The sequence below is a fragment of the Desertivirga brevis genome (genome assembly GCF_017355835.1).
The window spans coordinates 661544-683568 of the sequence record NZ_JAFEWF010000001.1; the positions used below are offsets into that span (position 1 = coordinate 661544).

Below are 22025 nucleotides of genomic sequence, written 5' to 3' on the forward strand. Positions count from 1 at the left end.
ATCAGGCAATGAAGAATTTTTTTTACGTTCTTTCTTTAGCAATGTCTATGTTCCTTCCTGGTTGTATTGTGATTGGTGGGAGCTGGTCAGGAAGAAGTGGCTGGAGCATAAGCTTTCTACCATTAATTGCGGTAGTCGTTATATTTCTTATTGTAAGACTTTTTCGGCGTCGATAGCCTCCTCTGGCACCTGTCTTTCAAGCACCTTTTCATAGGCTCTTCTTGCACTTCCCCGAAAGGACACCTCCCCGCAATACACATAACCCAACTTCTCGAATATTCGCATCATAGCTAGATTATCGAAGTTAGTATCTGCTTTAATACTGTAAATGCCGCGTTCTACTGCAAACTCCTCTACGAATTTCAGAAGTTTTTGAGCTAAACCTTTTCCTAAATAATTCTCAGATATAGCCACCCTATGAATTACAACAAAATCCTTATTTGTGAGCCACTTTCCATCTATGTCTGCATAAGCCGGTTCATTATTTAACATGACAGCAGAATATCCTGCAATTGAGTCTCCTTCTGTTAAAACATAACCTGCTCCGCTTTCTATATCTTTCTGAATTACACCCTGATTAGGATAACCGTCCTGCCATTGATCACTGCCATCTTTTTTACGGCGATCGATAGCTTGTTGTAAGATTTCCCAGATTTGAGGTATTTCAGAAACTACAGCTTTTCTAAAATGAAATTGCATTCGTAATTAGATTTTATGTAAGACAAAAATAAAGTGAATAATTTAAAATAATTGCCCTCTTTTTAAATAGAAGAGTCACCTCCCGAAGGAGATGACCCAATTCCAAATCCCATAAAAGTACTAGCCCATTACCAATTCGGCTAAAGCATCCTTAGTAAATCCTTTTAATTCCTCTTTTCTACCTTCTCTCACTTTTTTCACCCAATTTGGATCCGCCAGCAGTGGCCTTCCTACTGCCACAAGATCAAAGTCCCCTCGATCCATACGACGCAATAACTCATCCAAAGAGCTTGGTTGTGACGCCTCACCAGCAAAGGCTGCAAGGAATTCACCTGTTAACCCAACAGAGCCAACTGTTATTGTTGCTTTTCCGCTAACCTTTTTAACCCATCCGGCAAAGTTTAAATCCGAACCTTCAAACTCGGGTTCCCAGAAACGACGCTGAGAGCAATGGAAAATATCTACGCCCGCATCGACAAGGGGACTTACCCATTCCTCAAGTTCCTGAGGACTGGCTGCTAACTTATTGGTATATGCAGATGGCTTAAATTGAGAAAGGCGAATAATTAAAGGCAATTCTTCTCCAACCTGTTGCCGAACCTCCTTGATCACTTCTACAGCAAAGCGTGTGCGTTCTCCCAATGTTTTTCCGCCCCAGATATCCGTTCTTTTATTCGTTTCGTTCCAAAAAAATTGATCAATGAGGTATCCGTGAGCACCATGGATTTCAACCGTGTCGAAGCCAAGGCGTTTTGCATCAGCAGCAGCACGACCGAATGCAGCGATGGTATCTGCGATATCTTCTTCTGTCATCACTCTTCCATTTACAAAGCCTGGCCGGTTTAACCCTGATGGACCTTCAAAAGGTACCGGAGGAACCCAACCAGAATGATGATTATCCATTATCCCCATGTGCCAAATCTGTGGCGCCATTGCTCCTCCGGCATAATGCACGCCATCGATTACTTTTTTCCATCCAGCCAGAGACTGCTCCCCATGGAAATGAGGAATATTAGGATCATTTGAGGATGAAGGCCTATCGATAACTGTTCCTTCCGACAGGATCAATCCAACTTCTCCCTCTGCTCTTTTTTGATAATAAGCAGCTACCTGGTCCGTAGGGACGCCTCCGGGAGAAAAGGAACGAGTCATCGGCGCCATCACGATACGGTTCTTAATATTTAACGATTTTAGGCTAAATGGCCTGAACAAACTTTCTGTACTCATAATAATGATTTAAATGTGGGTTTTCATCAACTCACTAAGGACCGCAAAGGCTTCTTCATTCCGGTGATAGTAGGTCCACTGCCCCACCCGCTGAGCCTTTACCAGACCAGCTTTCTGCAGCAAGGACAAATACTCGGATACTGTGGACTGTGATAGACCTGCTTTTTTTTGGATTTGGCCTACACAAACACCTTGCCCGTACCCAAATTCCGCTTGTTCCGGAAAGTTTAACTCTGGGTCCTTAAGCCATTGAAGGATCTGTAACCGGGTTTTATTTGAAAGCGCTTTAAATATTTCCACTGGTTCCATGTACAAATATATATCGACTTTTCCCGATATACCTATTGAGCAAAAAGTTCTGACAGTCTAATTAAAATAGGAAGAAATTGAAATGACAAAAAAACATTGATTTACTATCGGAGTATGTTATGGGAAGCCGAAAAGTCAACTTTCAGAGAAACAACAGGTGTAGCGATCAGGAGAAATTTCGCGTATTATGCAATATGAAAAAACATAATACTTACCTGATTGCTTTTATGCTTTGTCTTGCAGCATGTAAGAACAATGAAGATGCCGAGCCTGAGAATGTAGATACCTTGCCTATTCCAGAGGTTCAGTCGGCAAACGAAGTTATAGAAACCGAAAGGTTGGTCAATGAACTTGAATTTGTTGCAAGAAGCATAAAAACCGCCTACCCTAATCAGCCCGGAATTTTAGCAGGAACCACAATTACAGAAGGCAAGACTAGCGAAGGAAAGAAAAAATATGATATTGTATTTAATAATCTGAACGGACCAGACAATAAGAAAAGAAATGGACTACTTACCGTAGTATATGAAGACGCGGTAGAAAACGGCAACGTAGTTGTTGGAAAACATTTGCACGTAAGGTCAGACGAGGAGGCAAACTTATTTTCAATAGACGGGGTTAAATTTAAAGGTTCATCGGTTTTCTCGAATATAGAAGCTGCGAAAGCTTCAAATGCAGCAACCATTAATCATCTGAACGCTCAAAGCTTTATTATTAAACCTGATGCAACTCAGATCAGATTTTCTTCCGTTCGAAAAAGCAAATGGATTTCAGGGAGTAGCACAGGCGATACAAACGACGACGTTTTCGAACTTAGTGACCAGAGCTACTCATTAACTATTCAAAAAAACCCTACCAGTTTTATTGAAGTTAAACCTGGTCAAACGGCTACTTTAAGTTCTTCTTGTACTCAGTCATCTTTCCTCCCAAAAAAAGGAAAATTGAAAATTGAAAAACTCGGGGGCAAAACGTTCTATCTGTCCTTCGGAAATGGCAACTGCTCTGACACCGTCTCTCTATCCTATAACATGAATTAATCTGATTACTATATCAGATGGGCAACACTTTCTGGTATGGTAATCATCTTTTAGCTGACAATTTCTTTTTTAAATTATCAGCTTTCGAGATTAGTTTTCCCGCTTTTTTTACATTTGGGCTCACATCAAATTACGGTATGAAAAGAGCTCTTTTTGCTTTTATAGCATTTATATTTCTGGCATCCTTTGCTCCAAAAGAAAAATTAACATGGATGGCTATTGGTGATTCTATTACTTACCTCGACAATCGACCGGAACAAACTGCCAATCGAATAACAAGAGGTTATATGTCGAGGGTTGCAGAAAAGCTGCCGTACATTCAATTTGAAAACCACGGCCACAGCGGCTGGACGGCATCAAGAATGGCTGGCCAAATAGAAAAAGAAGATTTAAAAAAGGCAGATGTTTATTCTATCTATTATGGAACCAACGACTGGAATGCTGGCTTTCCTATTGGCAATTTAAATGATTATCAAAATAGCACTGGTAATACCACCCTTTACGGCTCTTATCGAACAATTATTGATAAGATACGCAGCCTGAACCCTAAAGCAAAAGTTATTTTAATCACCCCCATGCAGCGAGGTGACTTTGTTTATTTGAAAGACCCAAAAAACAACGCGAAAGGATCGTATGCAGACCGGAAAGGGCTCTACTTGTCGCAGTACGCTGATGCTATAAAATCAATTGCTAAGGCAGAAAAGTTTGTTGTAGTTGATCTTTACTACAAAAGCGGCATGAAAGTGAAGGAAATGGTTAAGTTTAAACGATTGAAGGATCCTGAAACCGGCCAGTATCGCGACTATAAATACCCCAACTATATTGATATTCCCTTTAACCCAGTTACTGATGAATATCCCTATCCCGTTGAAGCAATCGACCTCACCTACGACGGCCTACATCCCTCCGACAAGGGAATGGAAATTATAGCGAAGATGTTAGTGAAGGTTATGAAGAAATACTAAATCCTACCTTAACAGATTACAAGAGGCAGATAAGGTATTATTTACCTCTTGTTTTTTCGGAAATTAATAATCAACCTTGCTATTGTCCGATATAGGTGTACTCGATCACCGCACCCTTCTCACTACTACCTTGTGGGTCTTCTTTTGTTGGTCCTGAAGTTACAGAGCTCCTGTCGGTTATAAGGTAGATCTTCTTGCCATCCGGAGATATCGCTACATCTCTTAAGCGATTACCGGCTTGAAAATATGACTCCTCTGCTCCCCCAAATCCCTTCCCGGAGTTGTTTAACTTCAAACGGATCAGCCTGCCACTTTTCAAAGTGGGTACCAAAAGAGAATTCTTCCAGCCGGGTATTGCATCAGAGGTGTAGACTTCCAAACTTGAAGGAGCCTCCGAAGACCATTCAGGTTTACCAGTATTTTTCGCAACTGCGTTAAACAGACCTTCAAGGAAACCATGATCATTCGGATTAAAGGCCTTGATCGGGTCTCTATAGCTATTGCCAATCCGGGCAGCATTATCAGCTTCCCTAACGATTAAAGGATAAGTAGTGTTCCATTTGCCCGGCAAGCTGTCACGATCGCTGACGCTCGCAGCGAGACCATCATAATTCCCGTCATTATACCCGATCACCAAGGGGTGCCCATAGTTTGCTCCCTTCTCCACCAAATTGATTTCATCATCAGAATAAGGACCGTGTTCTGTAGAGTACAACATTTTTTTGCCAGTTATAGTGGCAGAAGCGAGACCCTGGGGGTTACGGTGTCCAAGGGACCAAACAGCATTTTTAAAAGGATTAGAGTTAGGTACCCATTTATCTAGAGGAACATTATCAATATCCTCTTCGGTGTTAAACCGAAGGACCTTCCCTTCATAATAATTAGCATCCTGGGAATGGTTGGGCCTATTCCCGTTATCAAATTGACCAGCTCCCATATCTCCAACAGCATAAAACAAATACTCTTTACCTTCGATGTTGGCTATGTGAAGTCGCCCCCCGTTGTGATCATTACTACCAGGAATCGTGTCGCAAATGACTTTCGGATTGCTAAGTGATTGCTTTTCTTTTTCCCAGGTATACCTAACAATCTTTGTCTGGAAGTAATTACCAGCAAAATTAGGTCGAGCCTCGACAAACCGATACACATAAGCCAGGTATACAAAGGGCTTCCCCGTTAGAATTTGTGGATGAAGAGCCATTCCCATCAATCCTCCCTGGGGCCAGGGTTTACCACTAAAACTACGTTCGGAATTGAGATCAAGAACAATTTTCTTCTTTCCACTAGCGATGTCGATCCTACTTACCGTATATCCCTTCGCCTCCGTTATCCATAAATTATTGTCCGGTCCATAAACTATGTCCCAGGGGTCTTGTAAATTAGATAACAAAACCCTCTTTTTAAACTTTATATTTCCTTCTCCTACGTTTGTCTGTGAAAAGCTATTGATAGCCATAGAGCAACTTAAGAGACAGCAAGTCAACATTTTCCCTATCATGCAAAACTATAACACAAGTCTTGGCCTGCAGTTTTCGCCCCTTAAAGTATTTTCAAAGCTTCCAACGTAATATTGGCGTTCTCATAATTAACGCTTAGGGCCTGCTCCGCTTATTATTTTCTGCTAAAAGTAAACCTACCCTTACCGTCGAAAAAGAAACACCAGGTTTTCAAGGTCTGGCATCTGTATCTCGGGATCTTCATTACAAAAGATAATTAGAAAAAACGATCTGGAAGGTTCGACAGTTATTCAGGAAACAGAAATTAAGCTATGGAATTTAGAAAGCTGGAAACAGAAGATGAATTAACTTCAATACAAAACAATAACGGACATTGTGTAATATTTAAACACAACACAACTTGCCCGATCAGCAAGGCAACAAGAATTGAATTTGAACGTGAAGCTAATCTACTGCCCGAAGGAACACCTATCTATTTTCTGGACCTGCTAAGTTTTAGAGATCTTTCCAATGCTATCGCCGAAAGATTTGAGGTACGTCATGAATCGCCACAGGTGCTTTTGATAAAAAATGGAAAATGTATTTACAACCAGTCCCTTTACGATATATCAGCAGGAGAAACGGCAGCTGTTATCAAGCAGGACTAGTAGAAAGATCAGGATTTCAAAGTCACTTTACTACCTTTGAAGCATGAGTAAAGTTTATCAAAAGATAATTCCTCCGGGAGATTTCGCAGGGCTACTGATTGCTGTAAATGAAACAGTAAAACTTTTTTTCACTCATTTCCCAGATCAGCAACCAGAAAAATGCTTTTTATTCATTCCCAAGTACATGATCCCATTTATTTTAAAAGGACTTCAGGAGACGCAACTAGACCCTCCTTCAACTTCTATACAGGAACCTCCTGAAAATGGGACGTCGTATTATTTTGGCTTGCCAATATTCTTCAACTATGAAGACTCAATTGTAGTAATGGCTGAAGATGCACTTAGTTTTCCCGAGGAATCCCAACCAGTGGTGAAACTTTTTTATGACGACCGGGTTTCGGTCACCGGTGTTAATTTAAACAGTCAGTAGTCAACACTTTCCAGCTACTATGTGAGCTGAAAGACATAGAACTGAGATTGCTGTTCAAAAAATAATAATCAACAAGAAATCTATTTCTATCTTCGTAGACCAATTTCAAATTATACTTTATCGAATTAGTGGGCCGGTATGAAAAAGCTTATTATCCTTCTGTTTATTTCTATCAATTGCATTTCATGGACTCGAACAATACAAACCGAACCAAGTCCAAGTGAAAAACGAGATCAGATTTTAAAAAATATCACTCCTCCAAAAATCTCTAAGAACATTCTGCTGATTACAAAATTTGGGGCAGTTGGCGACTCTAAAACAAATTGTAAACCGGCATTTGATAAGGCGGTAAAAGCAGCAAAAGAAAAAAAGGGTGGAAAAATTGTTGTTCCTCCCGGCACTTACCTGATCAATGGCCCTATACATATGACCAACAATCTTTGCATTGAGTTACAAAAGGGTGCAAAACTTGTTTTCGGAACCAACCCATCAGATTATTTACCTGCTGTTCTAACAAGTTGGGAAGGCACATTTGTTTATAATTACAGTCCCTTTATCTACGCCTACCAATTAGAAAATGTAGCGATCATCGGCGAAGGGGAAATTGATGGAAATGCCCGCGATTCCTTCAGTAAGTGGACTGAGAAGCAAAGCACAAGTCAGCAACTTACACGAAAAATGAATAAGGAAAATACGCCCCTGGCACAACGTATGTTTGGGAAAGGCCATTTCCTTCGTCCCCAATTAATTCAGTTCTTCGAGTGTAAAAATATTTTGATTGAAGGTGTCACCATTAAAAACTCACCTTTCTGGTGCGTGCATTTGCTTAAGTCGGAAAATATAACGGCGAGAAAAGTAAAGTTTGAAGCCTTCAATAAAAACAATGACGGTTTTGACCCAGAATACTCAAAAAATATTTTGATCGAAGACATTGATTTTAACAATGGCGACGACAACGTTGCGATAAAAGCTGGGAGAGACTACGAAGGTAGAAGGACTGCTATCAGCTCAGAAAACATCATCATTCGAAACTGTAGGTTTAAAGGATTACATGGTGTGGTTATTGGCAGTGAAATGTCTGCCGGTGTGCAGAACGTATTTGTTGAAAATTGCAAGGCTTCGGGTTATTGCAAGCGTGGCATCTATTTAAAATCCAACCCGGATCGTGGTGGATTTATACGCGACATTTATGTAAACAATGTTGAATTTGGAGACGTAGAAGATTGCTTTTTCATCACTTCTTTCTACCATGGAGAAGGAAAAGGTTTCGAAACCGATATCCGGAACGTGTTTGTAAACAACGTTAAATGCAGCAGAGCAACAAATGCTGCAGTGGTGATCCAGGGATATCCTACAAAAAAAGTAAGAGACATTTATTTTTCAAATGTTACAGTAGATTCTGCTTCTACAGGTCTCAGCATGAGAAACGCAGAAAATATAATATTTAATGATGTTATTATCGGGAAAGAAGTAAAAGAACCTTCCCACGTGAAGTAATCGATAATTTACAGGAGTGTATAAGTTAATACCTTTACGCTCCTGTTAAACAACTACCTAACTATTATTCCGTTTTTCCAGAATCTCCTCTTCTCAATCCTACATTTTGTTCAATAATTGCGTCGGCAATTACGCGAGTTTTCTGGCCTATTTTCATACAACACCTTTACGAAGAAAAATTATACCTCCAGAAAGCAAACGAGGCAGTCTTGTTAACACAAACCTTACGTCCTTTTAAGAGTGGCATAATATTAGCATATAATAAGTGATGGCCGATGGGGAGATTACCCCCAAAATAAGGCCTAAACTTACACCACCAATTAAGTATAAGAATGAAACTACTGCTACTTTCTGTTATTTCCCTTATGATAAGTTTTTCAACAGGGCTTGCTAACAATAAATATGATGGATTTTACATAAGTAATACTGGCGATACAGTCAAGTGTAAGATTAAGGTTAACGGGCTATTGTTGAAAAAGCAGGCGCTCAATCCCCTATCTGTTACAAGAAGTCTACGGATAGAACTACCCGGTGGTAAAAATCAAAATTTCAAACCAAATGAAATTAAAGCTTTTAGGATCACTGGCTTAGAAAACAGTCCTGTAGAGTTTAGAAGCCTGGAAGGCGATAATCAGCATTTTTACCAGGTATGGACTGAGGGTAAAATAGATTTATATGCTTATTATACTGCGCATCCCTACGATCACTCTCCTGTTCCAAATTTCTTCTCTTACAGCGACACGGGTAAAATGACCAAAATCCTTCCTCAAAATGTGAATCAATGTCTCGGAGAAATGATTAAGGATGATAAAGAGCTGTACAATGCTTGGGTGAATAAAGAGTATCAGAATAAAGGTTTAGTAAGCATTGTGCAATTATATAATTCACGTTTTCTTGCTGGCTCAACCATATCTTCAGATAATCCAACAACTCTTTCTGCAACAAAAGATTAGATGAGTATTCTTTTTTACCAGCTATATCTACCTTAGAGCTATTAGGTAGATTTAGTGGAAGCTAGATCATTTTTCGTATACTCAGAATTGGGAGGTACCTTTGGCACCTCCCGATATAAAACCTTACCAAATTATTTTTAAGACCCGTTCGTTTGAAACTGTTTTATCATATCATCTAATACAGCCTTACCGTAGCCAATCCGCTCTGCATACTCCAAACACAGCGCATACTCACGGTCATGAACATCCCCGTCCTCCATTGTCATTTGCACCAGGGTTTGCAACTCCAAGGTCTTCTGTAATCCGTCTTCAGGAATAATAAAACTTAATACGGAAAGATTATCCACCAAGGGCATCAAATCTGCAGGGGTAAGTCCTAATTTATCACCAATTAGCAATAATAAAGTTCCCTCATCATTGTCCAGAACTTTATCCGCGGCAGCTACAAGTATCAGGTTCTGAAAGAACGCTAATTTTTTTTGAGGTGTATTAAACACCTCTTCTATAGATAGGTTGTTTTGCATAATTCCTTTTTTTCTTTCTTAAGTAAGCAATAAGCAAAGCTGTTCTTAAATACCCAGCCAGCCCTTGCCACTAATGGCAATAGGAAAATAAGTAAATCCCAATTTTGTTTGACAACGGGCTGCTATTATAAAAATCTGTAGCCTTTTGTTCTCACCAGCTCAATCTTATGCTTATAGATAAACCGCCCGGACAGCTTGTGCAGCCAGAACTTCACCTTTCTGATCCGACCAATAATTTCTATTCCTAACAAATTAGAATTAAGTTCGCGACGCTTTTTAAGCTGATTTAATTACAAAAGAATGGAAGAAGGATTTACATTGCCAATACTATACAAGGGCCAGGAAAGAGACTTTGCAGCAACATTAATCACTACAGGATACACCCATAAATTTCATGTAGATATCGACGGAGTGGGAATATATTTTGAGCCCGATGAGGAAAGGAATTACCGGGCAATTTTAGACGAAGAAGCAATAGCTAAGCAGCTTAAACCAAATGTAGATCTTGTTAGATTAATTGGATTAAAGATTGAAGAGCTCTTCAAGAAATAGATCTATAGTATAAGGCAAATAACCGGGCTTTTAACGTCCTTCAACCTCACTCAACTTTACTAAATACTCTTCTACTTTTTTACTCGAAAAATCACCTGCTCCAATATGTCTAAAAACAAGGTTACCAAATTTATCAAAGATAACCGTTGTAGGAATAGAACCATCTAACAAGCTCTCAGGAATGGAACTATCTGCTGTGTAAACAGGTAAGTTGAACCTCTTCCTCTCCATAAACTTCTTAGCTTTTTTATAGTTACCATCTACATCAACCATCAGGAAAACGATGTTTTTGTTAGACTTTAAAGTGCTAGAAAGCCGGTTGAAGCTTGGCATTTCTGCAATACACGGAGGGCACCAAGTAGCCCAAAAGTTAATAACTACCACTTTCCCTTTAAGGTCAGTCAACTTCACAACTTGATTATCTCCATTTCTAAAGGAAACTTCCGACCCTTGCTTTGCAGGTGATTTTTCATTTACCTGCACATTTGGTTGAAAAAAACCAATGGACATTAGTCCCCTTATAGTCCAGCTTTTAGCCTCGGGACTAAACAGCATAAGTGAGGCAAATCCAATAAGTAAAAGAGTACTTAAAGAAGGGAAAGACATTCGTAACACACTCTTCATCATCCTCTAAACTTTGTATTTTAATTAGACTTGTTGATATCTGTATTCCTATTAATAGACAAATTAATTCTTTTTATTAACAATTGATCATTTCTAATTAACCTGACGACTTTTTAAGAATAGAATTTACAAGGTAAAGAATCCCACAAACCTTGTTTTTAGAAATATGATCAATAAAAAACCCCGCTGAAAAAATCAACGGGGTCGCCCAATTGTGTTGGGAAAATTGCCTGTGCAAATATACGACAGAATAAGGTTATTAAGAATTGTTGATAACTTTAATTTTTAAAAAAGATAAAAAGTCCTCTTAATCAGAGTGAAAAATTGAAGCGTCAAATGTAAAGCTCCTGACATTTCTCGCAAAAGTAGGAAGTCCTTCCCGTCTTTCCAATCTTCTCCTTCATCAAGGGAATATGATCACGGGGACAGTCTGATTTTTTATATACCTTCCAATTAGGTTCCACCTCTCCCTCTTGTTGCCACTGTAGGTAGTTGCCCGACAATCTTACGCAAGCCTCTATTATTGCGCCCAGTTTTTTCTCTGGAATCGCAGAAACAATACTTTGAGGATGAACTTGACTTGCAAACAGCGATTCGTTTTTTATCTTATTCCCTACTCCCGCAAGAATATTTTGATCCATCAGCGCTTCACAGATCAAATCCTTTCGCTTCTTTGCAAGCTTTCTACAGGCTTCATCCTTGTCGAAAGCCTCATTCATTACATCCGCTTTCCAGTTATAAACTTCGTCCAGCGGCTTGTCAATGAAACGACAATCAGAAGAATAGAAGTTAATTTCGCCATTACCGAACTCAAAACCAATCTTTAACACCCTTTGTAGAGTAGAATTAATTGCAAACTTCCCAAAGAGCATTAAGTGGACACGGATAGTAAATTCCGGAAAACAAAAGAGGAGCTCCTTCCCATAAGTTTTAATGTCAACTAAGATACTACCAGTAATTTTCTCAAAAGGAATTCCCTTCGCTGTTCCGCTGGCAGCTACTACAGTTTGACCAACAAACTCTTCAGCCAATATTTTAAGAAAAACCATTTGAGGACCTTCAGGCATAACCAGTCTATTTTTATAATTTTGATATTGAGCTAATAACAACAAATATAGCATGCATTTGTGAAGAAAAAGATGTAAGAACAGGTCCTCTAAGGCCTTTGCGATTTAGATTGCTATTCACTACCTTGCTTAGCAACACTCAAGCCTGGGCATGAAAGTTTCGTTAAACAAAAGCATTATCACTACTCACCTTCAGTTCTACAGACTTAATCTCGTCTTCTTCTTGCTGGTTAACATTGGATGTCTTGCCCTTGTTGGATTGCCAATCATTGCCTTAGTAGCCTTTAAGATCTTTGGAAATGCTTGTTGCTTAATTCTGTCGAAACTGTTCACTTCTAAATACTCTTACTACTTCTATAACCTGGGATTATCGGTCAAAAGGATTTATATTACAATAACAGTAGCAGAAATAGTGGTCCTTGCAGTTTTACGATCTCTAATAAAGCTTATATTGTAGTGCTGGCGATTGATAGTGTTACCCTAAGATTTGGAAATACTGATATCCTCGCTGGTTGTTATCTTTCTGCTAATAAGGGAGAGGTTGTTGGATTACTCGGTAGGAACGGTTCAGGAAAGTCTTCATTGCTGAAGATTATTTTCGGAAGCTTAAAGGCTGACTATAGTCATCTTAGAATAGATGATAAAATTATCACCTCGGCGTACCGCTCCCGGAAGGTAACCTATCTCCCTCAAGATCCCTTTCTACCTCCATTTCTTCATATAAACACTCTTTTCCAAACCGGTCTTGAAGATATTCCTGAGGAAATAGTTAAACTTCTGGAAGTACTACGGGATAAAAAGGTAGCTGAATTGTCTGGAGGAGAATTAAGGATCGTTGAGCTACTATGGATATTGCAACAACCAGCAGAATATATCCTACTGGATGAGCCATTTTCTGGTGTCGCTCCAGTGATGGTCGAAATACTTCAGAAATTAATAAGGCATTCCGGCAAAGAAAAGTGTGTAATCCTGACAGATCATCTTTACAAGGCATTGCTTCCCATAAGCGATCGTGTTTTACTTCTTTGCAACAAATCAATATACTCAATCAAAGATGAAAGTGATCTTGCCTTTTATGGTTATATTCCCACCAATCCCTAATTAATATTTGCCTAAACATCGAGAGCGATCCAAACTATAAAAAGCAAATAAACAATACCGAAAGCGATGTGAACAGGCTTGTACGTTCCTCTTTTCTTAAACCAATTTCCACCAGAGAAAATCCCGAAGACTACATCTAGAAAAGCTTCCATTCCTTATTATTTTAACCTGAAATTAATAAAAATTATTCCTCCCAAGGAAAGAGAATGTCTAGACCAATTCAGTATGTGGCATTAAAGACTTCTGCTCCTCAGGATGTTCAGTAACAGGCGAGGTTACTTTTTGCCAGAAATCAGTTGAAATGGAGGTAACCGCCCTTTCTTCTTTCCTGATACGGTCATTTAAACGAGTTAAGGCCCGGGGACTTTTTCCAATCCTGTTTTCAATAAGCCCTGCTACCAAAACACTGTCATGCCAGCTTCCAATAGTTTCCTGAACACCACTCAGGTAAGGAATATTAAGCGAAATTCGGTCGCCCAGGCTTTTCTTCATGAACTTGTAGTTATATAAGATGTTCTTGATCATCTTTCGACAATCGTGCATACTTTCGTCGAACTCCCTCTTTGCAAATGCAAGAACAACTTGATCGAGCTCTGTATTGAAAAAATCAGTGATAGCTGCATCATTTGTCTTTTTAAGCTTCTTTACAAGCTTTCCAATAGCCTTATTAAGCATTTGGAGATATTTCTTACCGTGTTTAAGGAAAAGAGACAATTCCTCCTCCATCATGCGCTTCTGTTGCTCAAAAAACTCCTGGTCCTTTATTTTAAATTCGGATGCGAGTTTCAAATGCAAGTAGGGATCCCTTATTCTGCCTGCATGCCTAAAGATCTGCTTTATCGGCTTGAAATAGTTAAATAGCGACTTGTTTTTCTCGTTACTACTTAGCAGTACCAGAAGTGACTTCATCTTTTTCACCTGCACCCGGAACGCATGAAGTTGTACCTGATCTGCAATTAACAAAAATGAGTTCAAGGCTTTGGACATCTCTTCTCCAATCTTCTTTAAACGTGATTTAGCTTTCTCTTTTTTCATTTTCTAGATCTATACGCTTTTTTAACAACTAATAGATTTAACCGGAAACAGTCTTTACTTGTTTATAATTCTTTTTATGATGTAAATTTCACATTACGGAAATGTTAGGCTCTTAGGTTTGGGAAAAAGTCTATGAGCAACGAAAAAATACTTAAAAAACTAAGTCGGAGAACTTTTATCCGAAATACTGTTATTGCCACAGCTGGCACTATCCTTATACCCTCAGCATTAACAAGTTGTAAGAAAGATAATGATGACGATGATATTAATTATAACGGACAGGGGTTTTATGAGGGAGTTGCAAGTTTTGACCCTAGTACAGACAAAGTAATATTATGGACGCGCTATACTCCTGCAATGGAAGAGAGCACTCAACCTGAAATTTTACTTGACGTAGCTAAAGATGCCAACTTCAGCAATGTAGTTGTTAGTCGCAAGGTAAAGGTTGATACTGGAAGTGATTACACTATCCACGTTGACGTCAGCGGTTTAAGTTCAAATACAAAATACTACTACCGCTTCAGAAGCGAAACTACAGGAGCGGTTTCTGTCACTGGAGAAACAAAAACACTTCCTGCAGCCGGACAAGCGAGTGAGGTTAAGTTAGCGGTTGTATCATGTGCAAACTTCCAGGCAGGTCTTTTCAATGTTTATGGTGCTGTAGCAAATTCAGACGCGGACGTAGTGGTACATCTTGGCGACTATATTTATGAATATGGAGCAGGCGGCTACGGTACAAATGGTAATACGGCTGGTTTGAACAGAACGCATAAACCTGCTGGTGAAATCATTACCTTGGAAAACTACCGAGAAAGGTACCGCCAGTACCGCAGCGATGAACAGCTTCAAAAAGCACATCAGATGAAACCATTCATCTGCGTCTGGGACGACCACGAGGTAACGAACAACACCTGGAAAGATGGCGCGGAAAATCATCAGCCTAACGAAGGTAGTTTTGAAACCAGGAAACTAAGTGCCATACAGGTTTGGCATGAGTACCTTCCGGCAAGAGTTACCGATAACGCCAAGATCTACCGTAACTTCGAGATTGCCGGTCTTGTAAATCTTATGATGCTTGATACTCGTATTGTTGGACGGGATAAACAGCTGAGTTATGGCGATTATTTCACTCAAACCGGCTTAAACACTAATGCATTTCTAACAGCTTGGACAAACCCACAACGTACTATTCTGGGACAAGAGCAGCGGAACTGGTTAACGGGCAAAATAAGCAGTAGCAACCTCAAGTGGCAGGTATTGGGGAATCAGGTCTTGATGGGCAAAATGTTTATGCCTGCTGAATTATTATTGATCACTGCCCAAATTGCTGCCGGAAGTCCAGACCCTACCCTTCTAACTCAATACAATACTTCTGTTAGTCAACTTGTTGCCATAAAGACCCGTATGCAGCAGAATGACCCTACCTTAACTGCAGCAGAAAAAGCAAGGATTCAAACTGTTCTTCCCTATAATCTCGATTCGTGGGACGGATATCCTGTAGAGCGGGAAATGATTTTCGCTGCAGCTAACGGAAAAAAACTGGTATCCCTGGCAGGAGATACACACAATGCATGGTACTCGGATTTAAAGAATAATAACGGAAGCAAGGTAGGCACCGAGTTTGCAACCGCCTCGGTTTCATCACCGGGATTTGAAGGTATTTTTGGATCTAACCCTGCTACAGTAACAGCGTTTGAACAAGCAAATCAACTATTAATAGAAGACTTGAATTACCTTAACGCTTCCCAGAGAGGATACCTGTTAGTATCCTTCACAAATACTGATGCCAAAGCAGAATTTCGATTTGTAAGTACCATAACCACCCAAAACACCAATACAACAACCGGAAAAACGGTAACAGAAAGCTAGTGAGAGGCTTTAATGTTCTTATCCGTAGAGTTTATTCTCTACGGATAATTTACTTAAAATAAGCTCAATTCGTTGGAAGCAAACATTTTTAGTGCTGCAAGTATAGGATAATTCAAAAAAATAGAAAATCTTATAACTTAACCATAGGGTTGTCCTACTTATCCCCGCCAATACCGAAGTTCTTCAATAACTCGTCCACTTTAGGAAGCTCTTTCAAATTCGCTTTTAACTTCTCTTCAAGAGCACTAAATGTCTCGTTTCCTTTTAACACTTTTACAGTATACTCAAATGGATAGAGAGAAAGTACAACACCGTCTTTATCGTACTTCAAAGTCATTCCCCTAAGTGGGTGGTCTGGCTTTTGATCTTTGTATAATTTGAAGCCATATTTTGTTATAAGATAATCACTAAAAGCAAAGGCTAGAAACATCGTCGCTTCTCCTTCACTTAGCTCAAAAGCCTGGCAGTACAACACAAAGCCAAAACCTGATTGATCAACCTGGTCGAGATTAGCAGGATGATTAACCGGCCCTTCTATAATTCTTTCTATTTGATTATCAATAAAATATCCCTCAATCATTTTCAAACAACCATCCAGCATGTCCTTCTCAAGAGAGAATTCATTGTAGCGCTCGTTGAAGTGCTCTGTAGAATAAACACCACTAAAGTTTGCCCTACCCTGGTTAGCTCCATTACTGCTTCCAGTTTTCTTACCGAAAAGCTTCTTAAAAAAATTCATGCCTGATGTTGTTATAAAAAATGAACCGAAAACCTGAAAAGGTATATTTACCTCGAAGCCATGTTTTTACCTGTGGTATATTTATCCGTTAAATGTTTGAGACACTCTTTACGATATTCTGCCACTTTTGACTGATAGTCCTTTTGATTACCATCGTTCAATCCGCTCGGAAATTCCAATTTTAGTCTGGATACAAGGCATTCAACATATTCTTTTCTCATATTCTTGGGAAGCATCTTTGTTTCATCAAGAGAGTACAATTGAAGTGAAAGTGTTTTTTCAAGGTCCTCTGTCCAAATGTTCATGCTCCGACTTAAGACCTCCCCGCAGTCTACTCCTATTTTCATAATAGCAACTTTTACGCTATCACTCATTTCAGATTCCAAAGCAGCAATACCGCCCGGAAACATCACTTTTACCTTCTCCAGTAAACAATCAGCATATTCATTTTTAGCTTTTTCGTTCTCTGTAAGACGAGATGCCTGGCTATAGAACACCTCTCTCATCTGATTCTCCAATTGAGGGTTCCATCCATGCCTCGCGGCCTCTCTTTTCTGACACTTATTGCAGGTGATGATAATGGATATGAGGCTTAATACAGCGAGAAAAAACTGACGATAAACTGGATGCATTGTGATTCAGATTTATTTGTATTTACTAGTACAGCTTTATACTTCCTGAAAACTAAATAGTTACAAATAGACCATCTATTTTAATACATCCTATCTATCGCTTGCGTCGGATCAAAAAGCCATTCTCAATTTTTTCGAATCTTACCTTCGGGTAATATTCCATGGCTCCGGGGGCTGAAAGTAGAATAAGCGCCGTTTCCTCCCCTATTTCCTCCTTTGTCAATTCAATAAGCTTTCTTCCTAATCCGCTCTTTTGATATTCTTTTCTTATTGCCAGATCAGATAAATAACAGCAGTAGCAATAGTCGGTCAGAGAACGGGCAACTCCAACTAACTTGCCGTCATCCCATGCAGTTAGAACAAGGTTCGAGTTTACATACATCTTCTCAATTCTTTCCCTGTCCCAAGTCGGCCTGCTTATGCCGGAACTATTATAAACATCGATAACGCTATCAATATCCGGACTTATGTCACTTCTATAAATTATTCTCATAATATTTCAATCCCTCGAAATTTTATCCTTTCATAGGCTCATAATTTAACAAAACTTATTAATTGTTTTAGATTTGGGCTCGTAAAACCATTTGAACCTATATTATTTATGAAAAAAATATTCCTGCTCTTAATGCTAACCAAAGTATTCATCAATACTACAATAGCTCAGGTAAATTCAACTAATCAGCAAACTGTCTATTCTAATCCGCTCAATGTTAAGTTTGGCGACCCATATGTTTTATATACAAAAGGCACTTATTACATGTATGGTACGGGAGGAGCAGACAAAGGCTTCGCAGCCTATTCTTCAAAAGATCTGGTGAATTGGAAGCCGGAAGGACAAGTATATTTTCATAATAATAAAAATGGATGGAGTGACCCAAATGCGGCGTGGGACGGCGCATACTGGGCTCCAGAAGTTTACGAAGTAAAAGGCAAATTTTACCTTTTTTATAGTGCTCAATGGAAAGTAAACCCCAAAAATGAGGAAGAGAACTTCAAGATCGGGGTTGCTGTTTCTGAAAAACCTACAGGTCCCTTTGTCGACCTGGCTCCCAAACCTCTTTTCGATCCAGGCTACCCTGTTATAGATGCTAACGTATTTTTTGATACCAATGGAAAGTGCTATTTATATTATTCCAGGTGTGCCTATAAGCACCCTGTTGAAAGCGAAATAGCAAACTTCTCCCGTAAAAATGGAAAATATAAAGAAATCGAAGAAAGTTGGGTTTACGGTGTTGAGCTAGAACCAGATTTCTCAGGCATTATAGGAAAACCCGTATTGTTGCTTCGCCCTCCGGTTAAGTTGAATGATAAGCAAGCAGAATGGGAAAGCTTGTCGGTAACCAGCGGCGAAGTTAACCGCCGTTGGACTGAAGGTTCTGTAACCTTTAAAAAAGACAATATCTATTACATTATGTATTCTGCCAACCATTTTGGCGGAGGGCACTATGCAGTTGGTTACGGAACATCTTCAAGTCCACTAGGGCCATTTAAGAAAGCAGCGAATAACCCTGTCCTACAAAAAAACACCCATAAAGGAGGTGCTGTTTCCGGAACAGGTCATAACAGTATTACCTACTCACCTGACGGTAAGGAAATGTTTTGCGTATACCATGGAAGAACAACAAAAACAGGTGAAGAACGAGTAGTTTTTATCGACAGGATGGAAGTTGAAAACGGTAAGATTACGGTTCACGGTCCAACTACCGAGCCACAAAAAATGCCTTCAGGAGTACATTAAATACATAACAATCCATGACTGGCGGCAACAGTTATGGATTGTTAATTTCGTTTTCAAAATCTCTTTCTGCCCACAGAAGTTTGTCAGGCAATTCAATATTTGAAAGCTCGATATGAATCACTCTCCTTTTTCTGTTATTCGTAGTTCGATTAGAAGCATGTAGCAAAAGTGGTTTCATGATCATAACCCCTCCTTTTTTCACGGCACAGATCTTTTCTCTCTCTACAGACCAGTCGATCGTCTCCGGCCTGAAAATTCCTTTTGAATGTGAACCTGGTACTACTTTAAGAGCCCCATTATTTTCATCTGTATCGTCTAGATGAATTCGCACAGTAAATATCGAGTTTAATACTTCCACTGGCGGTTGAACTGCAAACTGTTGGTGCTTAACCGTCCAGGGTCCAAACCCCTCCATTTCCACTCTTTTGTCAACCGAAATTGTCAAGTCCTGATGATAGGCAACAAACCAATTAGACTGTTCGGGCTTGTCGAAATAGATGGACTTTACCACGAAGAAGCCATTTCCAAATAAAGCCTGGATCATACTCCTCAACTTGTAATTAAAAATAAGGTCTTTTAAACCAGGACACTCTTTAAGAAACTGCCTGATTGCAAACAGGTCAGATGTTTTACGAAATGTGGGTCTGGAGGTGTCAACCCGGTCTATTGCCTCCAATATTCCTTCCACATCGGCAGGAGAATAAATGTTATCAAGTAGGGTAAATCCTTCCTCTTGCAGTTGTTTGAGGGATAATTGGAAATCTTTCATTCTAACTCACAATACTGTGCCGACTGCCCAGTATTTACTGCTCATAGATACGAAATTATTACCCTAATTATCACATCAACCGGGAAAAATGTGTTACACCAAATCAATAATTACTTTTATAAATTACAATACAGGAACACAAGTTCGTACGATAGTTGCTGATAACATTAAATTGAAATCTTAAAGCAATAGCATGATCAACGATCAACCAGAAACGCGCAGAAGCAGAGGAAAGGATCCTCGGGATGAAGAGCTATTTGGCTTTGCCAGCCAGCGCGAAAAGCTCTTAACTGCCCTGGATGATATGTATTTCCTGTTAAGTAAAGATTATCCTCCAAAGGCTACCCTTTCTTTAGTTTCAAACAGGTACCAGTTAAGGCAACGCCAGATCCTCGCATTGCAAGGAATGGCTTGCTCGGCAAGAGATTTAGAAAGTCGTAAACTTCGAGAAATTTCCCCCGACGCTGTCCGTCGAAGAAAAATTTACTTAGATGGCTTTAATGTTGTCATCATATTGGAAACTCTACTTTCTGGTGGCTACGTTTTCCGGGGTCTAGACGGATGTTATCGCGATATATCCTCTGTCCATGGAACGTATAAGCGGGTGCAACAGACAGAAAATGTATTAATCGCCATTGGCAAGGCTTTAGAAGTTCTTGATACTGAACAGGTCGTCTGGATATTTGATGCTCCTGTATCTAACAGTGGACGTCTAAAAACTTTATGTTATGAAATAGCAGCACAACATGGATTTCCATGGGAAGTTTACCTGGATAATTCTCCCGATAAGTACTTAATCGCCGAAGGCCGATTAATAGCAAGCTCCGATGCCTGGGTGCTAAACGGATGTCATCAGTGGTTCAATCTTAGCTCGTTTATCATTAACGACTTTCTTGGCATGAGGAGCGCCTCAAACATAATAAATCAAATCATTTGAACAGTCGTCCCCCTAGCATCATTGGAGTACCTTGATTAAGCGGAGAAAGGCTTCTATAATGGAGAGGCTAACAAAGCATTCTTAACAAACCTATTAACAGGATAACTTAATGAATAGCAACACCTTAAGGTTAATACAAGCTTAACATTCCACGACAAACCGACTCAAAGAGCTAACGTTGTATTGGAAATAAAAATAGAGGAATATGCTTGAAATAATATTAATGGTGCTGGGAGGATTGGGTTTATTCCTTTTCGCACTTAATAATTTATCCGATTCGCTTAAGGCTCTATTGGGCGACAAAGCAAAAAAGCTCCTTGGTATATTTACAAAGAATGTTCTTACAGCCATTCTTACAGGAACGATCATTACAATCATCCTCGATTCTTCTTCGGCTGTAATAATTTTAACTATTGTCCTGGTCAATGCAGGAGCCCTTACTTTTCGTCAATCTATGGGGATAGTTATGGGAGCTAATATAGGCACCACTTTTTCCAGCCAATTAATTGCCCTTGATATTGGCCAGTATTCACCTATTCCAATTCTGATCGGTTTGATATTAAGCATAACGGCTAAAAGCAAAAAAATATCAGGAGCAGCGAGAGTGGTCCTTTATTTTGGAATTCTGTTCTTTGGTCTTTATACCATGGAAAGAGCTGTTGAACCTTTAAAAGGCCATGAGAACTTTTTAAGTTGGATGGCAAGGCTCGATGATCCTTTGAGAGGAACAGCAATAGGTGCTCTTGTTACACTCGTTATTCAATCATCTTCGGCAACTGTTGGTATGGTAATCACCCTTGCGAAAAAAGGCCTTATTAATTTAAGCGGTGGGATTGCTGTAATGCTGGGCTCTGAACTCGGTACCTGTTCAGATACTTTACTCGCCACCATCAGGTCGGATAAGCAAGCAATTAAAACGGGTGCCTTCCATCTTCTTTTCAATGTGATCTCTATAGCAGTTGGCTTACTGCTTTTCCCTATCTATACTAAGTTCATTGAACAGATCTCTACCGGAGCCTCACTTGAACAAAAAATAGCAAATGCACACATGTTATTTAACGGAGCTGGCGTAGTTCTTTTCCTTCCCTTTATAACTGCCATTGAAAAGCTGTTAAATCGTCTTCTTCCTAATTCTCCGAAGCCTGAACCCCAACTTAATTTAGGTGGAGCCTAGTACTCCAAACAACACTTCTATTCCTTCCAGTTAAACCTGTATT

Annotated in this window: 26 protein-coding genes; 13 read left to right on the forward strand and 13 right to left on the reverse strand. The window is 39.5% G+C overall.

The window, feature by feature from the left end:
- Nucleotides 1–147 precede the first annotated feature (147 nt).
- From J4N25_RS02865 to J4N25_RS02875, 3 genes are all read right to left on the reverse strand, one after another.
- The gene (locus J4N25_RS02865) at nucleotides 148–699 is read right to left on the reverse strand and encodes a GNAT family N-acetyltransferase (protein WP_207420630.1); all 552 of its coding nucleotides are present in this window, start codon (nucleotides 697–699) and stop codon (nucleotides 148–150) included.
- Nucleotides 700–819: 120 nt separating this feature from the next.
- On the reverse strand, nucleotides 820–1926 hold the full coding sequence (locus tag J4N25_RS02870; RefSeq protein ID WP_207420631.1) for an NADH:flavin oxidoreductase: 1107 nt from the start codon (nucleotides 1924–1926) through the stop codon (nucleotides 820–822).
- A gap of 9 nt (nucleotides 1927–1935) precedes the next feature.
- Entirely contained in the window at nucleotides 1936–2235 is a 300-nt protein-coding gene (locus tag J4N25_RS02875; protein WP_304622444.1) for an ArsR/SmtB family transcription factor, read from the reverse strand.
- Nucleotides 2236–2429: 194 nt separating this feature from the next.
- Between J4N25_RS02875 and J4N25_RS02880 the strand changes: the two genes are divergently transcribed.
- Nucleotides 2430–3272: a hypothetical protein gene (locus J4N25_RS02880; RefSeq protein ID WP_207420633.1), complete on the forward strand. Its 843-nt coding sequence runs from the start codon at nucleotides 2430–2432 to the stop codon at nucleotides 3270–3272.
- Between the two features lie 137 nt (nucleotides 3273–3409).
- Nucleotides 3410–4237: an SGNH/GDSL hydrolase family protein gene (locus J4N25_RS02885; protein ID WP_207420634.1), complete on the forward strand. Its 828-nt coding sequence runs from the start codon at nucleotides 3410–3412 to the stop codon at nucleotides 4235–4237.
- Nucleotides 4238–4316: 79 nt separating this feature from the next.
- Here J4N25_RS02885 and J4N25_RS02890 read toward each other — a convergent pair whose 3' ends face one another.
- The gene (locus J4N25_RS02890) at nucleotides 4317–5693 is read right to left on the reverse strand and encodes a PQQ-dependent sugar dehydrogenase (RefSeq protein WP_207420635.1); all 1377 of its coding nucleotides are present in this window, start codon (nucleotides 5691–5693) and stop codon (nucleotides 4317–4319) included.
- A 312-nt stretch (nucleotides 5694–6005) separates the two neighbouring features.
- On the opposite strand from J4N25_RS02890, the gene ytxJ reads away from it, so the two are divergent.
- The 4 genes from ytxJ (at nucleotide 6006) to J4N25_RS02910 (ending at nucleotide 9221) form a co-directional block, all read left to right on the forward strand.
- Nucleotides 6006–6341 (forward strand): bacillithiol system redox-active protein YtxJ, encoded by a 336-nt coding sequence (gene ytxJ / locus J4N25_RS02895; protein ID WP_207420636.1) that lies wholly within the window; start codon nucleotides 6006–6008, stop codon nucleotides 6339–6341.
- A 43-nt stretch (nucleotides 6342–6384) separates the two neighbouring features.
- Entirely contained in the window at nucleotides 6385–6771 is a 387-nt protein-coding gene (locus tag J4N25_RS02900) for a hypothetical protein (RefSeq protein WP_207420637.1), read from the forward strand.
- 138 nt (nucleotides 6772–6909) lie between these two features.
- On the forward strand, nucleotides 6910–8268 hold the full coding sequence (locus J4N25_RS02905) for a glycoside hydrolase family 28 protein (protein ID WP_207420638.1): 1359 nt from the start codon (nucleotides 6910–6912) through the stop codon (nucleotides 8266–8268).
- A gap of 332 nt (nucleotides 8269–8600) precedes the next feature.
- Complete coding sequence (locus J4N25_RS02910; RefSeq protein WP_207420639.1) at nucleotides 8601–9221, forward strand: hypothetical protein; 621 nt, start codon at nucleotides 8601–8603, stop codon at nucleotides 9219–9221.
- Nucleotides 9222–9358: 137 nt separating this feature from the next.
- Here J4N25_RS02910 and J4N25_RS02915 read toward each other — a convergent pair whose 3' ends face one another.
- Nucleotides 9359–9745, reverse strand: a complete 387-nt coding sequence (locus J4N25_RS02915; RefSeq protein ID WP_207420640.1) for a hypothetical protein — start codon at nucleotides 9743–9745, stop codon at nucleotides 9359–9361.
- Nucleotides 9746–10045: 300 nt separating this feature from the next.
- Between J4N25_RS02915 and J4N25_RS02920 the strand changes: the two genes are divergently transcribed.
- The gene (locus J4N25_RS02920; RefSeq protein ID WP_207420641.1) at nucleotides 10046–10297 is read left to right on the forward strand and encodes a hypothetical protein; all 252 of its coding nucleotides are present in this window, start codon (nucleotides 10046–10048) and stop codon (nucleotides 10295–10297) included.
- Between the two features lie 30 nt (nucleotides 10298–10327).
- Here the strand turns inward: J4N25_RS02920 and J4N25_RS02925 are convergent, their stop codons facing one another.
- Together J4N25_RS02925 and J4N25_RS02930 are read right to left on the reverse strand one after the other, a co-directional pair.
- The gene (locus J4N25_RS02925; protein WP_207420642.1) at nucleotides 10328–10924 is read right to left on the reverse strand and encodes a TlpA family protein disulfide reductase; all 597 of its coding nucleotides are present in this window, start codon (nucleotides 10922–10924) and stop codon (nucleotides 10328–10330) included.
- 329 nt (nucleotides 10925–11253) lie between these two features.
- Nucleotides 11254–11988, reverse strand: a complete 735-nt coding sequence (locus J4N25_RS02930; protein WP_207420643.1) for an Fpg/Nei family DNA glycosylase — start codon at nucleotides 11986–11988, stop codon at nucleotides 11254–11256.
- A gap of 151 nt (nucleotides 11989–12139) precedes the next feature.
- On the opposite strand from J4N25_RS02930, the gene J4N25_RS02935 reads away from it, so the two are divergent.
- Entirely contained in the window at nucleotides 12140–12445 is a 306-nt protein-coding gene (locus tag J4N25_RS02935; protein ID WP_207420644.1) for a hypothetical protein, read from the forward strand.
- Nucleotides 12445–13089, forward strand: coding sequence for an ATP-binding cassette domain-containing protein (locus J4N25_RS02940; protein ID WP_207420645.1), 645 nt, complete (start codon nucleotides 12445–12447; stop codon nucleotides 13087–13089). Before J4N25_RS02935 ends, J4N25_RS02940 begins: the two co-directional genes overlap by 1 nt.
- An 11-nt stretch (nucleotides 13090–13100) precedes the next feature.
- Here the strand turns inward: J4N25_RS02940 and J4N25_RS02945 are convergent, their stop codons facing one another.
- Together J4N25_RS02945 and J4N25_RS02950 are read right to left on the reverse strand one after the other, a co-directional pair.
- Entirely contained in the window at nucleotides 13101–13241 is a 141-nt protein-coding gene (locus tag J4N25_RS02945) for a hypothetical protein (protein ID WP_207420646.1), read from the reverse strand.
- A gap of 58 nt (nucleotides 13242–13299) precedes the next feature.
- Nucleotides 13300–14124, reverse strand: a complete 825-nt coding sequence (locus J4N25_RS02950) for a CHAD domain-containing protein (RefSeq protein ID WP_207420647.1) — start codon at nucleotides 14122–14124, stop codon at nucleotides 13300–13302.
- 132 nt (nucleotides 14125–14256) lie between these two features.
- Here J4N25_RS02950 and J4N25_RS02955 point away from each other — a divergent pair, with 132 nt between their 5' ends.
- On the forward strand, nucleotides 14257–15993 hold the full coding sequence (locus J4N25_RS02955; RefSeq protein ID WP_207420648.1) for an alkaline phosphatase D family protein: 1737 nt from the start codon (nucleotides 14257–14259) through the stop codon (nucleotides 15991–15993).
- Between the two features lie 154 nt (nucleotides 15994–16147).
- Here J4N25_RS02955 and J4N25_RS02960 read toward each other — a convergent pair whose 3' ends face one another.
- The 3 genes from J4N25_RS02960 to J4N25_RS02970 all read right to left on the reverse strand — a co-directional run bounded on the left by J4N25_RS02960 (nucleotide 16148) and on the right by J4N25_RS02970 (nucleotide 17857).
- Entirely contained in the window at nucleotides 16148–16732 is a 585-nt protein-coding gene (locus J4N25_RS02960) for a hypothetical protein (protein ID WP_207420649.1), read from the reverse strand.
- 47 nt (nucleotides 16733–16779) lie between these two features.
- A complete protein-coding gene (locus tag J4N25_RS02965) occupies nucleotides 16780–17364 on the reverse strand; it encodes a hypothetical protein (protein WP_207420650.1) in 585 nt (194 codons plus the stop codon).
- 94 nt (nucleotides 17365–17458) lie between these two features.
- Nucleotides 17459–17857: a GNAT family N-acetyltransferase gene (locus J4N25_RS02970; protein WP_207420651.1), complete on the reverse strand. Its 399-nt coding sequence runs from the start codon at nucleotides 17855–17857 to the stop codon at nucleotides 17459–17461.
- A gap of 108 nt (nucleotides 17858–17965) precedes the next feature.
- Here J4N25_RS02970 and J4N25_RS02975 point away from each other — a divergent pair, with 108 nt between their 5' ends.
- Nucleotides 17966–19102, forward strand: a complete 1137-nt coding sequence (locus J4N25_RS02975; RefSeq protein ID WP_242695761.1) for a glycoside hydrolase family 43 protein — start codon at nucleotides 17966–17968, stop codon at nucleotides 19100–19102.
- 31 nt (nucleotides 19103–19133) lie between these two features.
- On the opposite strand, the gene J4N25_RS02980 is transcribed toward J4N25_RS02975, so the two are convergent.
- The gene (locus tag J4N25_RS02980; protein ID WP_207420652.1) at nucleotides 19134–19871 is read right to left on the reverse strand and encodes a phytanoyl-CoA dioxygenase family protein; all 738 of its coding nucleotides are present in this window, start codon (nucleotides 19869–19871) and stop codon (nucleotides 19134–19136) included.
- 193 nt (nucleotides 19872–20064) lie between these two features.
- Between J4N25_RS02980 and J4N25_RS02985 the strand changes: the two genes are divergently transcribed.
- Entirely contained in the window at nucleotides 20065–20808 is a 744-nt protein-coding gene (locus tag J4N25_RS02985) for a DUF434 domain-containing protein (protein ID WP_207420653.1), read from the forward strand.
- 205 nt (nucleotides 20809–21013) lie between these two features.
- Entirely contained in the window at nucleotides 21014–21982 is a 969-nt protein-coding gene (locus J4N25_RS02990) for a Na/Pi cotransporter family protein (RefSeq protein WP_207420654.1), read from the forward strand.
- Nucleotides 21983–22025 lie beyond the last annotated feature (43 nt).

Coding starts and splice junctions, on each gene's coding strand:
- J4N25_RS02865 (WP_207420630.1), bottom strand. CDS start 699: ATGCAATTTCATTTTAGAAAAGCTGTAGTTTCTGAAATACCTCAAATC.
- J4N25_RS02870 (WP_207420631.1), bottom strand. CDS start 1,926: ATGAGTACAGAAAGTTTGTTCAGGCCATTTAGCCTAAAATCGTTAAAT.
- J4N25_RS02875 (WP_304622444.1), bottom strand. CDS start 2,235: ATGGAACCAGTGGAAATATTTAAAGCGCTTTCAAATAAAACCCGGTTA.
- J4N25_RS02880 (WP_207420633.1), top strand. CDS start 2,430: ATGAAAAAACATAATACTTACCTGATTGCTTTTATGCTTTGTCTTGCA.
- J4N25_RS02885 (WP_207420634.1), top strand. CDS start 3,410: ATGAAAAGAGCTCTTTTTGCTTTTATAGCATTTATATTTCTGGCATCC.
- J4N25_RS02890 (WP_207420635.1), bottom strand. CDS start 5,693: ATGGCTATCAATAGCTTTTCACAGACAAACGTAGGAGAAGGAAATATA.
- ytxJ (WP_207420636.1), top strand. CDS start 6,006: ATGGAATTTAGAAAGCTGGAAACAGAAGATGAATTAACTTCAATACAA.
- J4N25_RS02900 (WP_207420637.1), top strand. CDS start 6,385: ATGAGTAAAGTTTATCAAAAGATAATTCCTCCGGGAGATTTCGCAGGG.
- J4N25_RS02905 (WP_207420638.1), top strand. CDS start 6,910: ATGAAAAAGCTTATTATCCTTCTGTTTATTTCTATCAATTGCATTTCA.
- J4N25_RS02910 (WP_207420639.1), top strand. CDS start 8,601: ATGAAACTACTGCTACTTTCTGTTATTTCCCTTATGATAAGTTTTTCA.
- J4N25_RS02915 (WP_207420640.1), bottom strand. CDS start 9,745: ATGCAAAACAACCTATCTATAGAAGAGGTGTTTAATACACCTCAAAAA.
- J4N25_RS02920 (WP_207420641.1), top strand. CDS start 10,046: ATGGAAGAAGGATTTACATTGCCAATACTATACAAGGGCCAGGAAAGA.
- J4N25_RS02925 (WP_207420642.1), bottom strand. CDS start 10,924: ATGATGAAGAGTGTGTTACGAATGTCTTTCCCTTCTTTAAGTACTCTT.
- J4N25_RS02930 (WP_207420643.1), bottom strand. CDS start 11,988: ATGCCTGAAGGTCCTCAAATGGTTTTTCTTAAAATATTGGCTGAAGAG.
- J4N25_RS02935 (WP_207420644.1), top strand. CDS start 12,140: ATGAAAGTTTCGTTAAACAAAAGCATTATCACTACTCACCTTCAGTTC.
- J4N25_RS02945 (WP_207420646.1), bottom strand. CDS start 13,241: ATGGAAGCTTTTCTAGATGTAGTCTTCGGGATTTTCTCTGGTGGAAAT.
- J4N25_RS02950 (WP_207420647.1), bottom strand. CDS start 14,124: ATGAAAAAAGAGAAAGCTAAATCACGTTTAAAGAAGATTGGAGAAGAG.
- J4N25_RS02955 (WP_207420648.1), top strand. CDS start 14,257: ATGAGCAACGAAAAAATACTTAAAAAACTAAGTCGGAGAACTTTTATC.
- J4N25_RS02960 (WP_207420649.1), bottom strand. CDS start 16,732: ATGAATTTTTTTAAGAAGCTTTTCGGTAAGAAAACTGGAAGCAGTAAT.
- J4N25_RS02965 (WP_207420650.1), bottom strand. CDS start 17,364: ATGCATCCAGTTTATCGTCAGTTTTTTCTCGCTGTATTAAGCCTCATA.
- J4N25_RS02970 (WP_207420651.1), bottom strand. CDS start 17,857: ATGAGAATAATTTATAGAAGTGACATAAGTCCGGATATTGATAGCGTT.
- J4N25_RS02975 (WP_242695761.1), top strand. CDS start 17,966: ATGAAAAAAATATTCCTGCTCTTAATGCTAACCAAAGTATTCATCAAT.
- J4N25_RS02980 (WP_207420652.1), bottom strand. CDS start 19,871: ATGAAAGATTTCCAATTATCCCTCAAACAACTGCAAGAGGAAGGATTT.
- J4N25_RS02985 (WP_207420653.1), top strand. CDS start 20,065: ATGATCAACGATCAACCAGAAACGCGCAGAAGCAGAGGAAAGGATCCT.
- J4N25_RS02990 (WP_207420654.1), top strand. CDS start 21,014: ATGCTTGAAATAATATTAATGGTGCTGGGAGGATTGGGTTTATTCCTT.